Source organism: Luteimonas sp. A611, from assembly GCF_054072715.1.
On the sequence record NZ_JBSVRP010000001.1, the window covers coordinates 433,112 to 447,739 of the forward strand.

Consider the following 14,628-nt stretch of genomic DNA (forward strand, 5'->3'; position numbering starts at 1 on the left):
GGGTTTTGGCCAGCGGTGTCATTTGGCCCGCCGGGGCATGGTCATCGCACCATACAACTGTCAGCCGTCGCAACGCGCACGTCTGACCTCACGGGAGGGGAATTATGCAAGCTGCTTCGAAGAGAAAAAAGACACCGGTTACCTTGCTAGCGGTTTCAATCGGTCTCGCACTCCAGGTGCAGGTGATGACGGCGGTGGCGCAGGAGGCGCAGGAGGCCGCGCCCGCGGCGCAGACTGATCCGCAGACCCTGGACACGATGGTGGTGACCGGATACCGCGCCAGCCTCGAGCGTGCGATCGACATCAAGCGCGGTGAGGCGGGCATGGTCGACTCGATCGTCGCAGAAGACATTGCCGACTTCCCCGACCTCAACCTCGCCGAATCGCTGCAGCGCATTCCCGGCGTATCGATCACCCGCGAGGGCGGCGAGGGCCGCAACATCTCCGTCCGCGGGCTGGGCCCACAGTTCACCCGGGTGCGCATCAACGGCATCGAAGGACTCGCCACCGGTGGCGGCACCGACACCTCCGGCGGCGTGAACCGCGCGCGCAATTTCGACTTCAACACCTTCGCGTCCGACCTGTTCACCCAGCTGGTGGTGCGCAAGACTTCGGCGGCGGAGATCGAGGAAGGCTCGCTTGGCGCGACGGTCGACCTGCGCACCGCGCGTCCGTTCGACTACGACGGCTTCACCATGGCCGTCGGCGGGCAGATGGGCTACAACACGCTGGCCGAAGAATACGATCCGCGCGGCACCTTCCTGGTCAGCAACACCTTCGCCGACGGCCACGCCGGTGCATTGCTGTCGATCGCCTACACCGACCGCACCGTGGTCGAGGAAGGCTCCGACTCCGTGCGCTGGTGGACAGCGCAGAACAGCACGACCAACTTCTTCGACCAGAGCTCGCCGTTCCAGGCGGCGCTGGATCCGAACGTCTACCACCCGCGCATTCCGCGCTACAACCTCTACCGCCACGAGCAGGAGCGCCTGGGCATCACCGGCGCGCTGCAGTTCAAGCTCGGCGATCGCACCGAGCTGGTGTTCGACGGCCTGTACGCGCGCTTCGACGCCAACCGCTGGCAGGACAACATCAACGCGGTGTCGTTCAGTCGCACCAACGCGTCGGGCAAGCAGGAAACCAGCGTCCGCGACGGCGCGGTCGACGGTCGCGGCAACCTGGTCTACGGCGTGTTCGACAACGTCGACATCCGCTCGGAAGGCCGCTACGACGAGCAGTCAACCGAGTTCACCCAGCTCACCGCGGCGCTCGAACACGGCTTCAGCGACAGCGTGCAGATGAACCTGCTGCTGGGCATGTCGCAGTCCGAGTACGACAACCCGATCCAGACCACCGTCATCGCCGACAAGTTCAACGTCCAGGGCTACAGCTGGGACTACCGTGGCAATGACCGCTTGCCGGCCTTCAGCTACGGCGACCTCGATCCGACCGACCCCACCGGCTGGACCCTGGCCGAGATCCGCCTGCGCCCGCAGTACGTTGAAAATACCTTCGACACCGCGACGATGGACCTGTCGTGGGCGGCGTCGCCCTACTTCACCCTCAAGGGTGGCGTGAACTGGAAGAGCTACGAGTACAAGAGCCGTGAATGGGGCCGCGGCACGCCGGGCAGCGGTCGTGTCGAGACCGTGGGCGGAATCAGCATCGACGATGCCGCGCTGGCCTCCATGATGCGCGAATTCAACATCCGCGCTGGCAACGCCGGCCGCGCGGTCGTGCCGGACGTGCACGCCTTCGCCGAAATGATGGGCATCCACAACAACACCGGACCCTACGCGGTCCACACGGACCTGACCAACACCATCGCCAACAACCGCGCGATCCAGGAGGAGAGCCTGGGCTTCTTCCTGCAGGGCGACTTCAACTTCGACATCGGCGCGATCCCGGTGCGCGGCAACGTCGGCGTGCGGCGGGTCGAAACCGAACTGACCAGCAACGGCTGGGTCGACATCAACACGCCCGGGCAGGTGGTGCACACGTACACCGACACCCTGCCGTCGTTCAACCTGGTCGCCGAGCTGGCCCCCGACCTGCTGCTGCGTGTGGCCGGTGCCGAGGTCATGACGCGTCCCAACCTCGGCTTCCTCGGCATCGGCACCAGCTTCAGCGTTGCCGGCGGCGCGCGTACGGTGACCACCGGCAACCCGCGTGTCGAGCCGTTCCGCGCCAAGACCTTCGACCTGGGGCTGGAGTGGTACTTCGGCGATGGCGCCCTGGTCTCGGTCGGCGCGTTCTACAAGGACATCGACAGCTACATCCAGACCTCGCGCGAGAGCCGTCCGTTCCACACCTCCGGACTGCCTGCGTCGCTGCTGCTGCCCGAATGGGGCGTGACGCCGGATGACGAGTTCGTCTTCCAGCAGCCACTCAACACCCCCGGCGGCGACCTGACCGGCGTCGAGATCGGCTACCAGCAGCCCTTCACCTTCCTGCCGGGGATCTGGAGCGACTTCGGCGTGCAGCTCAACTACACCTACGTCGAATCGGATATCCAGTACCTGTCCTCGTCCGGTGCGCCCAGTGCCACGGGGCCGATGGTCGGCCTGTCGAACAACGCCTGGAACGCGACGCTGTACTACGACAACACGAAGTTCTCGGCACGCGTGTCGGCGGCCCATCGCGACGAGTACATGAACCAGGTCCCGGGTCGCGAGGGCACGGACATGGAAGGCACGGCGGCGACGACCACCATCGATGCCTCGCTGTCGTACAACTTCAACGACAACTTCTCGATCTCGCTCGAGGGCCTGAACCTGACCGACGAGTGGTCGGACATGTGGCTCGACAGCGAGCGCAACATGCCGATCGCCTACACCCACACCGGCCGCCAGTACATGGTGGGGTTCCGCTACAAGTTCTGATGCACCTGCCGGTCCCGCTGCGGCGGGACCGGCGCAGGTGCGCTTCCACCGCGCTGGTGTCGCGATGGCAGAACCACGATTCGCCAAGCTCTTGCCCGACTGTAGGAGCGGCTTCAGCCGCGATCGCGGTCCCCCGCAGCCCTGCAGCCGGATGCATCCATCGCGGCTGAAGCCGCTCCTACAGTGGACGGGACGTGGCCGTGCATCGGCCGACGCACGAGAGTTCAACGCCGGCTGGACCCCCACCCGGCACGCGTGCCCTCAGAACGTCCCGCGCTGGATGAAGGGCGCGCGCTGGTAGAGCCGGCGTTCGCCGCCGCGCGGGTCGTCCTGCATGCGTGGCGACGCGCCAAACACCATCGTTTCGCGGCGATCGAGCGACCAGGGCGACCAGTCGCCGGTTGCGCCCGTCCGCGGATCGCCGCTGCGGGCGAAGGCGAGCAGGGAACCCGCCATGGCGTCCGCGACCCGTTGCGCCTGCGCCGAGGTGCCTGTCTTCGAGCCCGGCTGCGCGATGTTGTCGAACACCAGCGGGATGTCGAGCGTGTGGAAGGCGCGCAGGCGCTCGCCTTCCTCCCCGGGCGGGTGCCAGTCGAGCTGGTAGGCCCAGGTATTGCCGCGGCCGTTACGTGTGCGCGCTTCGAGCTCCTCGATCGCGCCACGCCATGAGCGGCCCGCGGTGGTCGCGGCGAAGAAGATCTCCGATGGTGTGTAGCGTGGATACAGGCGGCGGTACTCCGCGATGACGACGTCCGGGTCGATGTCCACGTACTGTTGGCTGCGCAGCTTGGCGGGCAGGGTGGCCCAGTCAAGGGCGAAGTTCGCCGGATCTTTGCCGAGGAAGGCGCGCGTCTCGTCGCGGGTGTTGCCGATGACCATCGGGATCGATGCCGATTGCGCGGGCGCGTCCGGCCAGAACGGATGGCGCGGCAGCGCCGCGCCGTCCATCACCGGGCCCAGGTACAGCGCGGTGTCCTCGACCCGCGAGGGATCGCGCGTGGCCTGCGCCTGCAGCAGCGCCTCCATGGGTACCGTGGCCAGCGAGCGGGCATCGCCGTGCGCGATGCCCAGCGCGTCGAGCAGGATGCGTGCACGCGCGTCGGCCGCGCGCGGCCCGGCGGCGGTAACCTGCTGGCCGCTCATCGTCCAAGCGCGATGGAACAGGCCGCGTGCCGCCGGCATCGCCATCAGCGTGGCGATCTTCGCGCCTCCGCCGGACTGGCCGAATACGGTGATGTTGTCCGCATCGCCGCCGAACTCCGCCGCATGCGCGCGCACCCACTGCAGTGCGTGCACCAGGTCGAGCTGGCCGGCATTGCCGGACGCGGCGTAGTCCGGTCCCAGCAGGTCCTTCAGGTGCAGGTAGCCGAAGGCGTTGAGCCGATGATTGAGCGTGACCACCACCACGTCGCCGCGCCGGCACAGCCGCGTGCCGTCGTACAGCGGATCGCTGCCCGATCCGGTGCTGAAGCCGCCCCCGTGGATGTAAACCAGCACTGGACGCCGCGCGCCGTCACGCAGCGCCGGGCTCCACAGGTTGAGGAACAGGCAGTCCTCGCTGCCCGGGCCGTCGCCGCCGCGCTGCGGGGCCGAGGCGCCGAACATGGACGCGTCGCGCACGCCGCGCCACGCCGCCTCGCGCGCTGGCGGCAGGAAGCGGCGCGGGCCGGTGTCGGCGCCATAGCGCAGCCCGCGGAACACGTGCAGGCCGCCTTCGTGCGTGCCCGCCACGCGGCCACCGCGTACGCGCGCGTGGCTGGCCGCAGGCGAGGGCGCGGCGAACAGCGCTGGCGGCGCGAGCGCAGCCGCGGCGGCCCCGGTCGCCTGCTGCAGGAACCGCCGCCGTGCATGCTGCATGGCGTCCCCTCAGCGCAGCGGTTCGCCGCGCGCGTAGCCGGCGAGCGGCTCCATGGTGTCGAGGTTCCACTTGGATTCGACGAAGGGACGCCGCGTTTCCGCGTATTGCGGATAGCCGCCCACCTGATCCTGGCTGTCGATGATCGCGCCGCGACCCTCGACCACGTCGGCAACGATGCGCCGGTCGATCGGGTCGCGGTTCCAGGGCGTGGCGCCCGCCTTCTCGATCACCGAATCCTGCACCTGTGCAGAGGGCAGCAGGCGCACGCCGAACGGCAGCGCCGGCGCGCTGCGCAGCCGGTTCACCTTGACCGGCGCGGTGGTGTAGCGGCCGACCTCGGGAATGGTCGCCTCGCCGATCACGTCCACGGCGAGGTTGTCCTCGAGGAACAGGTCGACGTCGCCCGAACCGCCGATCATGAACAGCGCCAGCTTGCGCGTGTCCGGACCGGCGCGCAGCACGTTTCCGCGCAGGACCATGGTGCCGGTCGCGTAGTCGTGGCCGAGCCACTCTTCGGCGATCAGGTTGTAGTGCGCGGCGCGCGCGCCGGGGTTGTAGATCAGGTTGTTGAGCACCTGCCCGGACACGCCGCCCTTGAACAGCGGGTTGCGCTCGTAGTTGTGCGCGTACAGGTTGCCGGTGATCAGGATGTCCTGCACGTGGTCGTGGACCAGGCTGCCCTTGGAATGCTCGCCCTTGCCGTGGCTGGAGTAGGCCAGGCCCTCGGCGATGAGGTTGTTGCTGAAGGTGATGCGGCGCGAGGTGCCCTTGCGGAAATCCTCGAGCGTGCGGCCGCCCTCGATGAAGCGCGTGCCGGAGGACGACAGGCCCTCGTCGGTGCCCCAGGTCAGCGAGCAGTGGTCGACGATCACGTTCTCGGCGCCGACGGTGGAGATCGCGTCGAAGTCCACGCCGCTGCGCAGCGGCTTTCCGGCATCGCCCGGCCGCACGCGGATGTGGCGAACGATCACGTCATGGGTGGCGATGTCGATGCCGCCGCGGATCAGGGTGATGCCCGGTGCCGGCGCGGTCTGGCCGGCGATGGTGAGATAGGGCTCGGTGATGCGCAGCGTCTGCACGTCCAGGTCGATCACGCCGCCGACTTCGAACACGACGATGCGGGGGCCACTGGCCTCCACCGCAGCGCGCAGCGAGCCCGGCCCGTCGGTGGCAAGCGTGGTCACCCGCAGGATCTGGCCGCCGCGGCCGCCCGGGGTATGCGCGGCCCAGCCCTGCGCACTGGGGAAGGCCAGCGGCCCCTGTTCGGGGGTCGCGGCAACCGCGGACAGGGTGGCGGGCAGCAAGCAGGCGAGGACGGTCAACCAGGCGGAAAATCGGCGGATCAGAGGCATTCTGGTGGCTCCATGACGTTCGGATTCGGGCGGCCGGGGCAGAAATGTCCACCGGTTTGCCGCACTGCACATTGAAGATGACACCGGTTTACCTTACAAGGACGACCGGCCTGCGGCGATCTGCACCGCAACATCATTCGGAGGGGGCTTGAGCAGCGATATCGAGACAACCAATCAATTGGTGGCCATCGCCGAGGCATTCGTCGATGCACGCCTGCGTGGCGCCAGTGTTCCCGGCTTCCCCGGCGCCATCCCCGAGGATCTTGTGGCGGCCTACCGCGTCCAGGACCTGGCGATCGCGCGCTGGCCGGACCGGGTGGTCGGCTGGAAAGTCGGCTACATCGCGCCCGAGCGGCGCGACGGATCCGGCGACGAGCGACTGCTCGGGCCGATCTACGCGCGCCAGCTCTCGGCCCGGGCCGAGGATGCGGCGGTGCCGGTGTTCGTTGGCGGCTTCGGCGCGATCGAGGCCGAGTACGTGCTGCGCCTGGAAGCCGACGCGCCACCGGACGTCGTCGACTGGACGCCCGCCGCCACCGCCGCCGTTGCCGCCACGCTGCATGTCGGCCTGGAAATCGCGAGCAGCCCGCTGGCCACGGTCAACCAGCTCGGGCCGCGGGTGGTGGTGTCGGATTTCGGCAACAACAACGGCCTGGTGATGGGTGCGGAGATCGCCGGCTGGCGTTCGATTCCGGAGTCCGAGCTCACCGCGACAAGCTGGATCGACGGCGAATGCGTCGGTCGCGGCGGCGCCACGACCCTGCCCGGCGGGCTGCTGGCCGCGTATGCGTTCGCGCTGTCGCGCTCGGCCCGGCGCGGCCGGCCGCTCAGGGCGGGCGACCTGATCGCGACCGGCAACGCCACCGGCATCCACGACGTGCGCGTGGGCCAGCAGGTGCGCGTGGACTTCGGCGCGTACGGACAGATCAGCGGGCAGGTGGTGGCCGCCGCGCCGCGGGCAGACGCGCCGTGAGGCGCCGGCAACTGCTCGCCGCGGGCGCCGGCGTCGCCGCGCTGGCCGGACTCGGCCTGCCGGCATGGGCCAGCCCGCCGCGCGGCGGGCTGCTCACCGCCACCGACGTGCACGTGAGCGACTACCCGACCGTGCTGGCCATGCGCTGGATCGGGGAGACGCTTGAACGCGAGACCGGCGGCCGGCTGCGCATCCGCCTCTATCACTCCGGCCAGCTCGGCCGCGAGGCCGAGGCCATCGGCATGGCCCGCTTCGGCGCGATCGATTTCGCCCGCGTCTACAGCGGCGCGCTCAACAACGCCTTCCCGCTGACGCGCGCGCTGTGCCTGCCCTATGTGTTCGATTCGGTCGCGCACATGCGCCGGGCGATGGATGGCGACGTCGGCCAGACCGTGCTCGACGGATTCGGCGAGCGCGGGCTGGTAGGGCTCGCCATCTATGACTCGGGCGCGCGCTGCTTCTACAACGCGCGCCAGCCGATCCACCGGCCCGAGGACCTGGCCGGCATGAAGATCCGCGTGCCGGTGTCGGACATCTTCATCCGCATGCTGCGCCTGTTCGGGGCCAACGCCACGCCGCTGTCGCTGGGCGAGGTGTACTCGGGCATGGAGACGCACATGATCGACGGCGCGGAAAACAACATCCGCAGCTTCCATTCCAGCCGCCACTTCGAGGCCGCGCGCTACTGGTCGCAGAGCGAGCATTCCTACGCGCCGGACGTGCTGCTGCTCTCGCGCCATACCTGGGACGCGCTCAGCCCGACCGACCGCGAACTGCTGCGCGAGACCGCGCGCCAGTCGGTCACGGTGATGCGCGAGGCCTGGGATGCGTCCGAGGCCAGCGCCCGCGAACAGATACTCGCCGCCGGCGTCGAGGCCAACGACGTCGACGTGGAGGCTTTCCGCCGCGCCGCCGCACCGCTGCTCGCCGAATACCGCAAGGATCCGCGGATCGACGCGCTGCACGCGCGCATCCGCGCCACCGCATGAGGACACCGATGACTGCAGCTCCCGACAACGACCTGCCCGAGACCGACGACAGCGGGCTTCCCGAACAGGATTCGCCGCGCGGTCCGCTCGACCGCCTCAGCGACCTGTCCATCGGCATCGCCGCCGTCTCGCTGGCCGGCCTGGTGCTGGTGCAGGGCTGGCAGGTGATCGCCCGCTACGTGCTCAACAACTCGCCGAGCTGGACCGAGCCGGTGACGCTGCTGCTGCTCAGCACCGCGATGAGCCTGGGCGCGGCTGCGGGCGTGCACACGCAGCGGCACTTCAGCTTCAGCCTGCTGGCCGAGGCGATGCGGCCCGGCGTGCGCCGGGTGGTGGACGCCTGCAACATCCTGGTGGTGGTCGGCATCGGCGCGGTGCTGGCCGGCTGGGGCGGAGTGCTGCTGTTTGATGGCCTCGACGTGCGCCTGGCCGGCGCACCGATGCCGCAGAGCATCAACTTCCTGCCGCTTTCGCTGGGCGGCGCGCTGATGTGCGTGTTCGCACTGGCGCGGCTGCCCAAGCTGCTGCGCAGCGGCGGGGAGGGCTGAGCCATGGGCATCGCAATCCTGTTCTTCGTCTTCATCGCGCTGCTGGTGATGGGCGTGCCGGTGGCGTTCGCGCTGGCCGCGGGCTCGTTGGCGGCGCTGCTTTACCTCGACCTGCCGGCGGTGGTGCTGGTGCAGCAGGTGGGTGCCGGCATCGGCACCGCTTCGTTGATCGCGATCCCGCTCTTCATCTTCGCCGGCGAGATCATGATGCGCGGCGGGATTTCGGAGCGCCTGATTGCGCTCGCCGCCGGCCTGGTCGGCCGCGTGCGCGGCGGCCTGGGGCAGGTGTCGGTGCTGTCGTCGCTGTTCTTCGGCGGCGTGTCGGGCTCGGCAATCGCCGACGTCTCGGCAGTCGGCGGCACGATGATCCCGCAGATGATCAAGCGCGGCTACGACCGCGACTTCGCCGTCAACGTCAGCATCACCGCTGCGCTGGTGGCGCTGCTGGTGCCGCCCTCGCACAACCTGATCCTGTATTCGGCCGCGGCCGGCGGCGGCATCTCGATCGCCGACCTGTTCGCCGGCGGCATCGTGCCGGCGCTGCTGATGACCGCGGTGCTGATGCTCACCGGCTACATCGTTGCGCGCCGCCGCGGTTACGGCACCGAACCCTTCCCGGGCAAGCGCGCGGTGCTGCTGCGATTTGTGTCGGCACTGCCCGGGCTGGGCCTGGTCGCGCTGATCTTCATCGGCATCCGTGCCGGCGTGTTCACCGCGGTCGAGAGCGCGGCGGTGGCGGTGGTGTACGCGCTGCTGGTGACGGTGGTGCTGTACCGGCAGCTGCCGTGGCGCGTGTTCGTCCAGACCATCGTGCATGCCTCGCGCACCACCGGCGTGATCCTGTTCGTGATCGCATGCGCAGCCGCGTTCGGCTGGCTGCTGGCCTACCTGCAGGTGCCGGTGACGGCGGTCGAGGCGCTGCAGTCCATCGCCGACAGCAAGTACACGGCGCTGCTGCTGATCGTGCTGATCCTGCTGCTGCTGGGCACCTTCATGGACCTGGCGCCGATGATCCTCATCTGCACGCCGATCTTCCTGCCGGTGGCCAAGGCCTACGGCGTCCACCCGGTGCACTTCGGCATGGTCCTGGTGCTGACCGGCGGCCTGGGCCTGGTGACGCCGCCGGTGGGCTCGGTGCTGTTCGTCGGCACCGCGATCGGCAAGATCACCATTGCCGAGAGCCTGCGCTCGATCTGGCCGTTCTGGCTGGCCGGGCTGGGGGTGCTGCTGGCGGTGGTGCTGTTCCCGCAGATGTCGCTGTGGCTGCCGGCGCTGCTGCGTTCCTGACTGGACAGCGGCAGGGCGCCGGCTGAGCGGCGCGCCCGTGCCCCGGGGGCGCTCCGCAATTCCGGCCGCCCCGCGCTAGACTGCTTGGACACCGGTATCAGGCCGGGCAGGACCCGTATGTCGCGCAATCCCAAGGAAGACAAAGCCTGGCTGGCACCGGGCAAGGCCGCCACCATCAACGACATCGCCCGGCTGGCCGGGGTGTCGAAGAAGACCGTGTCGCGCATCATCAACCGCTCGCCGCTGGTGCGCGCCGATACGCGCGAGAAGGTCGAGGCGCTGATGCGCGAGGTCAGCTACGTGCCCGACCCGATGGCGCGGGGGCTGGCGTTCCGGCGCTCGTTCCTGATCGGGATGATCTACGACAACCCGACCGCGCAGTACATCGTCGACATCCAGTACGGCGCGCTCGATGCGCTGCGCGACTCGGGTTTCGAGCTGGTGGTGCATCCCTGCGACAGCCGCAGCCCGGATTACGTGACCGGGGTGCGACGCTTCGTGCAGCTGCAGAAACTGCACGGCGTGATGCTGGTGCCGCGCGTGTCGGAAGACCAGGCGCTGTGCGACATGCTCAACGAAATCGGCTGCCGCTACGCGCGCATCGCCGCGGTGTCGCTGGACGGCCCGGAGAAGATGGTGGTCACCCACGACCGCGACGGCGCGGCCGAGGTGGCGGACTACCTGCAGAGCCTGGGCCATCGCGACATGGCGATGATCACCGGTCCGGTCGCCTACCGCTCGGCGATCGAGCGCACCGAAGGGTTCGTCGGCGCGCTGCAGCGCCGCGGCATCGAGCTGCCCAAGGCGCGGCTGGTGGAAGCCGGCTACACCTTCGAGTCCGGCCTGGCCGCTGCCGAAAAGCTGCTTGGCGCGAAGAAGCGCCCGACCGCGATCTTCTGCGGCAATGACGAGATGGCCGCGGGCGTCTACCGGGTCGCGCTGCGCACCGGCATCCAGATCCCGCAGCAGCTGTCGGTGGTGGGCTACGACGACAGCCCGCTGGCCTCGCGGCTGTGGCCGCCGCTGACTTCGGTGCGCCGCGACACGCGCGATACCGGCCGCATGGCCGCGGCGATGCTGCTGCAGAGCGAACCCGGCGCGCGTCCGCTCTCGAGCGTGCGCCCGCACCTGGTGATCCGCGACTCCTGCCAGCCGCCGGCGTAGCGGCCAGCGCCCGCCCTCTGCGGCCTATCGGCAGGTAGCCGCTTGCCCGGGCCAAGGCTGTAGCGACTGTCATTTCGACCGGGACTGTCATTTCGACCGAAGGGAGAAGAGCATTTCAACGGCGAAGCCGGTCAATCCCGCGCCAGCCGCGCATGCCTGCGCGGCGCCGGCCAAGCCCGTGGGCGCGCGCATGCATGCAGGCAAACCCCAGGCAGCGAACTGGCGGTCAAGGCACGCGCGATGCGGGCCGGATGCCAACGGAAACGCCAGAACAGACCGTGCCGCAGTGCGGTATGACACCGGTTACCAGAATGGGTAGACTCATCCCCGTTCGATTCACCTGGCCGGCCACGCCGGCCTCCGCACCACGGAGCCCTGCCATGTTCAGCAAGACCTATCACGCCACCCATCCCGACATGATGGATGGCGCCAGCAACGACCAACTGCGCGACCGCTACCTGGTCGGCGACCTGTTCGTCGCGGACACGGTGCAGCTCAATTATTCGCACAACGAGCGCTTCGTGATCGGCGGTGCCGCGCCGGTATCGAAGGCGGTCGAGCTGCCGCGCCAGACCGAGCCCGAGTCCGCCAAGGGCCACCCCTTCCTCGAGCGCCGCGAGCTGGGCGTGATCAACGTCGGCGCCGGTGCGGGCAAGGTCACCGTCGACGGCACCGAGTACGCGCTCGGCCCGAAGGACGGGCTGTACGTGGCGATGGGCAGCACCGATGTGTCGTTCGCTTCCGACGATGCAGCAAACCCCGCCAAGTTCTACCTCACCTCGACGCCCGCGCATGCGCGCTTCGAGACCAAGGCGCTGTCGATCAAGGACGCCGTCGCACTCGACCGCGGCGCGCTGGAAACCAGCAACGAACGCACCATCTACCAGTACATCGTGCCCGCCACCTGCCAATCCTCGCAGCTGCTGCTGGGCCTGACCGTGCTCAAGTCCGGCAGCGTCTGGAACACCATGCCGCCGCACCTGCACGACCGCCGCAGCGAGATCTATTTCTACTTCGACCTCGGCGAGAACGACCGCGTCTACCACTTCATGGGTGAGCCCGATGCGCAGCGCCACATCGTGATGGGCAACGACGAGGCGGTGATCTCGCCGCCGTGGTCGATCCACATGGGTTCGGGCACGTCCAACTACGCCTTCATCTGGGCAATGGGCGGCGAAAACCTCGACTACACCGACATGCACGTGCTGGACATCTGCCAGCTCAAGTAAGACGACCCAGGAGGCTACAACGTGGCAGGCAATCCCTTCAGTCTGGAAGGCAAGGTCGCGCTGGTCACCGGCGCCAACACCGGTCTCGGCCAGGGCATCGCCCTGGCGCTGGCCGAAGCGGGCGCCGACATCGCCGGCGCCGGCATCGTGGAAGCGACCGAAACCGGTGAAAAGGTGCGCGCACTCGGGCGTCGCTTCCTCAACCTCGACGCCAACCTGATCTCGATCGAGCCGGTGGAGCGGCTGGTGCAGGAAACCATCGCCCAGCTCGGCGGGCTCGACATCCTGGTCAACAACGCGGGCCTGATCCGCCGCGCCGACGCGGTGGACTTCAGCGAGAAGGACTGGGACGACGTGATGAACGTCAACATCAAGTCGGCGTTCTTCATGTCGCAGGCGGCGGGGCGCCACTTCATCGCCCAGGGCAGCGGCAAGATCATCAACATCGCCTCGATGCTGTCGTTCCAGGGCGGAATCCGCGTGCCCTCGTACACCGCGTCCAAGAGCGGCATCGCCGGCATCACCCGGCTGCTGGCCAACGAGTGGGGCGCGAAGGGCGTGAACATCAACGCGATCGCGCCGGGCTACATGGCCACCGACAACACCGCGCAGCTGCGCGCGGATGCCGATCGAAACAGGGCCATCCTCGACCGCATCCCCGCCGCGCGCTGGGGCGAGCCGTCCGACCTCGGCGGCACGGCGGTGTTCCTGGCCAGCCGCGCCTCGGACTATGTCAACGGCGCGGTGATCCCCGTGGACGGCGGCTGGCTGGCGCGCTGAGTGTTGTCCGGAACGGGCGGAGGGATCGACGTCCTCCCCGATGTGGCCATCCGCCCGTTCCACTTTTTCTTTCCTGCCGCGTGTACGGCACGCCGCCGTTCGTTCCGACGTCCGCTGATGCATTGAACGTCGGCGCAGCCTTCAAGGGGCCGTGATGCTGCCTGACCTGAAAGCCCTGGCTGCGTGCGGCGTCCTGTGCTTCGCAGGTCTCGCCAGCGCCCACGCCGCGCCGCCGCGGGTGTTCATCGCCGGCGACTCCACCGCCAGCGCCTACCCGCCCGAACGCGCGCCGCGCGAAGGCTGGGGCATGCAGTTGCACCACTACCTGGCCGATGGCGTGGAGGTGCGCAACCACGCGCAGAGCGGGCGCAGTGCGCGCAGCTTCATCGAGCAGGGCTGGCTCGACGCGATCGCCGCCGAGCTCGGCGAAGGCGACGTGCTGCTGATCCAGTTCGGACACAACGACGCCAAACTCGAGGACCCGACACGCTACAGCGAGCCGCTGGTCGAGTACCCGCGCTGGCTGATGCGCCATGTCGAGCTGGCCCGCGACCGTGGCGCCACGCCGGTGCTGGTCACGCCGGTGGCGCGCCGCAAGTTCGACGGCAACCAGTTGCTCGACACGCACGGACCGTATCCGCAGGCGGTGCGCGAGCTGGCCCGGCGCGAACACGTCGCGCTGGTCGACCTCAATGCCCTGAGCATGGACTGGCTGCGAGACGCCGGTGACGCGGGATCGAAGCCCTACTTCATGCACGTGCCGGCGCAGAAGCAGGCCGACGACACCCATTTCAGCGCCGCCGGCGCGCGGCTCGTGGCCTGCCTGGTCGCCGCCGGATGGCGCGCGGCTGATGCCCGTGCGCCCGTGCGCGAGGTGACGCCGGCGGACTGCCGCCGCGTTGAAGCGCCCGCATCTGCGCAGGTGTCACCCTCGGTCGTGGTCAACGAGCGCGACATCGCCTCGCAGCAGCCCGGACCCCACGAAGGCGAGGGGACGACCACCGCGTATCCCTTCTTCGCCAATGCGACCGGCTTCGACCTGGTGTTCCGCAAGCGCGCCCTGCATGCCGGCGCGACCATCGGCGCACACGTCAACGACAAGGACGAGATCTACTACGTACTCTCGGGCCGCGGCGAACTGACGCTCAACGGCGCGACGCGCGAAGTCGCGACGGGCGATGCCATCCTCACCCGCAACGGCGACAGCCACGCGCTGCGCCAGCTGGGCGACGATGACCTGGTGATCTTCATCGTCTTCGACGAGGCCTCGCGCAGCCCCTGAGCGCCCTCGCCGCACCACAGGTCAGGGCGCGGCGCGGCGAGCCACTGCCGCAACCACGGTCCCACCGCCCGAGCATGCGCGTACCGGCAGGTCGCTGCGTGCCTGCCTGGCGCGAAACCTCAGCCCTTGCCTGCATCCCGCGACGCAGCCGCCTGTGGTGCTGGCGGCGTCTCATCAGTCGGGTCGGGCGGTGGCGCGCAGGCTGCGCACCCGAGCAGCGCGGCAAGCATGGCCAGTCGGCGGATGGCGAGCATGGCGGCCTCCTGTGTGTATCCCGGCGCTAT

11 protein-coding genes are annotated in these 14,628 nt (G+C 69.1%); 9 read left to right on the top strand and 2 right to left on the bottom strand.

Features of this window, described 5'->3' with window-relative positions:
• Positions 1–104 precede the first annotated feature (104 nt).
• A complete protein-coding gene (locus ACW5EG_RS01865) occupies positions 105–2,882 on the top strand; it encodes a TonB-dependent receptor (protein WP_457017007.1) in 2,778 nt (925 codons plus the stop codon).
• Between the two features lie 261 nt (positions 2,883–3,143).
• Here the strand turns inward: ACW5EG_RS01865 and ACW5EG_RS01870 are convergent, their stop codons facing one another.
• A complete protein-coding gene (locus ACW5EG_RS01870) occupies positions 3,144–4,739 on the bottom strand; it encodes a carboxylesterase/lipase family protein (RefSeq protein ID WP_457020696.1) in 1,596 nt (531 codons plus the stop codon).
• Between the two features lie 9 nt (positions 4,740–4,748).
• On the bottom strand, positions 4,749–6,092 hold the full coding sequence (locus tag ACW5EG_RS01875; protein WP_457017010.1) for a pectate lyase family protein: 1,344 nt from the start codon (positions 6,090–6,092) through the stop codon (positions 4,749–4,751).
• Between the two features lie 148 nt (positions 6,093–6,240).
• Between ACW5EG_RS01875 and ACW5EG_RS01880 the strand changes: the two genes are divergently transcribed.
• The 8 genes from ACW5EG_RS01880 to ACW5EG_RS01915 all read left to right on the top strand — a co-directional run bounded on the left by ACW5EG_RS01880 (position 6,241) and on the right by ACW5EG_RS01915 (position 14,344).
• The gene (locus tag ACW5EG_RS01880; RefSeq protein WP_457020697.1) at positions 6,241–7,065 is read left to right on the top strand and encodes a 2-keto-4-pentenoate hydratase; all 825 of its coding nucleotides are present in this window, start codon (positions 6,241–6,243) and stop codon (positions 7,063–7,065) included.
• On the top strand, positions 7,062–8,054 hold the full coding sequence (locus tag ACW5EG_RS01885) for a TRAP transporter substrate-binding protein (RefSeq protein WP_457017013.1): 993 nt from the start codon (positions 7,062–7,064) through the stop codon (positions 8,052–8,054). Before ACW5EG_RS01880 ends, ACW5EG_RS01885 begins: the two co-directional genes overlap by 4 nt.
• A 32-nt stretch (positions 8,055–8,086) precedes the next feature.
• Positions 8,087–8,602 carry a TRAP transporter small permease gene (locus tag ACW5EG_RS01890; protein ID WP_457021385.1) on the top strand — a complete coding sequence of 172 codons (516 nt, stop codon included), beginning with the start codon at positions 8,087–8,089 and terminating at the stop codon, positions 8,600–8,602.
• A gap of 3 nt (positions 8,603–8,605) precedes the next feature.
• A complete protein-coding gene (locus tag ACW5EG_RS01895; protein WP_457017015.1) occupies positions 8,606–9,889 on the top strand; it encodes a TRAP transporter large permease in 1,284 nt (427 codons plus the stop codon).
• A gap of 117 nt (positions 9,890–10,006) precedes the next feature.
• The gene (locus tag ACW5EG_RS01900; protein WP_457020698.1) at positions 10,007–11,053 is read left to right on the top strand and encodes a LacI family DNA-binding transcriptional regulator; all 1,047 of its coding nucleotides are present in this window, start codon (positions 10,007–10,009) and stop codon (positions 11,051–11,053) included.
• Positions 11,054–11,433: 380 nt separating this feature from the next.
• Positions 11,434–12,282 carry a 5-dehydro-4-deoxy-D-glucuronate isomerase gene (kduI, locus tag ACW5EG_RS01905; protein ID WP_457020699.1) on the top strand — a complete coding sequence of 283 codons (849 nt, stop codon included), beginning with the start codon at positions 11,434–11,436 and terminating at the stop codon, positions 12,280–12,282.
• Between the two features lie 21 nt (positions 12,283–12,303).
• Positions 12,304–13,062 (top strand): 2-dehydro-3-deoxy-D-gluconate 5-dehydrogenase KduD, encoded by a 759-nt coding sequence (gene kduD / locus ACW5EG_RS01910; RefSeq protein ID WP_457017020.1) that lies wholly within the window; start codon positions 12,304–12,306, stop codon positions 13,060–13,062.
• Between the two features lie 154 nt (positions 13,063–13,216).
• On the top strand, positions 13,217–14,344 hold the full coding sequence (locus ACW5EG_RS01915; protein ID WP_457020700.1) for a GDSL-type esterase/lipase family protein: 1,128 nt from the start codon (positions 13,217–13,219) through the stop codon (positions 14,342–14,344).
• Positions 14,345–14,628 lie beyond the last annotated feature (284 nt).

Coding starts and splice junctions, on each gene's coding strand:
- ACW5EG_RS01865 (WP_457017007.1), top strand. CDS start 105: ATGCAAGCTGCTTCGAAGAGAAAAAAGACACCGGTTACCTTGCTAGCG.
- ACW5EG_RS01870 (WP_457020696.1), bottom strand. CDS start 4,739: ATGCAGCATGCACGGCGGCGGTTCCTGCAGCAGGCGACCGGGGCCGCC.
- ACW5EG_RS01875 (WP_457017010.1), bottom strand. CDS start 6,092: ATGCCTCTGATCCGCCGATTTTCCGCCTGGTTGACCGTCCTCGCCTGC.
- ACW5EG_RS01895 (WP_457017015.1), top strand. CDS start 8,606: ATGGGCATCGCAATCCTGTTCTTCGTCTTCATCGCGCTGCTGGTGATG.
- ACW5EG_RS01900 (WP_457020698.1), top strand. CDS start 10,007: ATGTCGCGCAATCCCAAGGAAGACAAAGCCTGGCTGGCACCGGGCAAG.
- kduI (WP_457020699.1), top strand. CDS start 11,434: ATGTTCAGCAAGACCTATCACGCCACCCATCCCGACATGATGGATGGC.
- ACW5EG_RS01915 (WP_457020700.1), top strand. CDS start 13,217: ATGCTGCCTGACCTGAAAGCCCTGGCTGCGTGCGGCGTCCTGTGCTTC.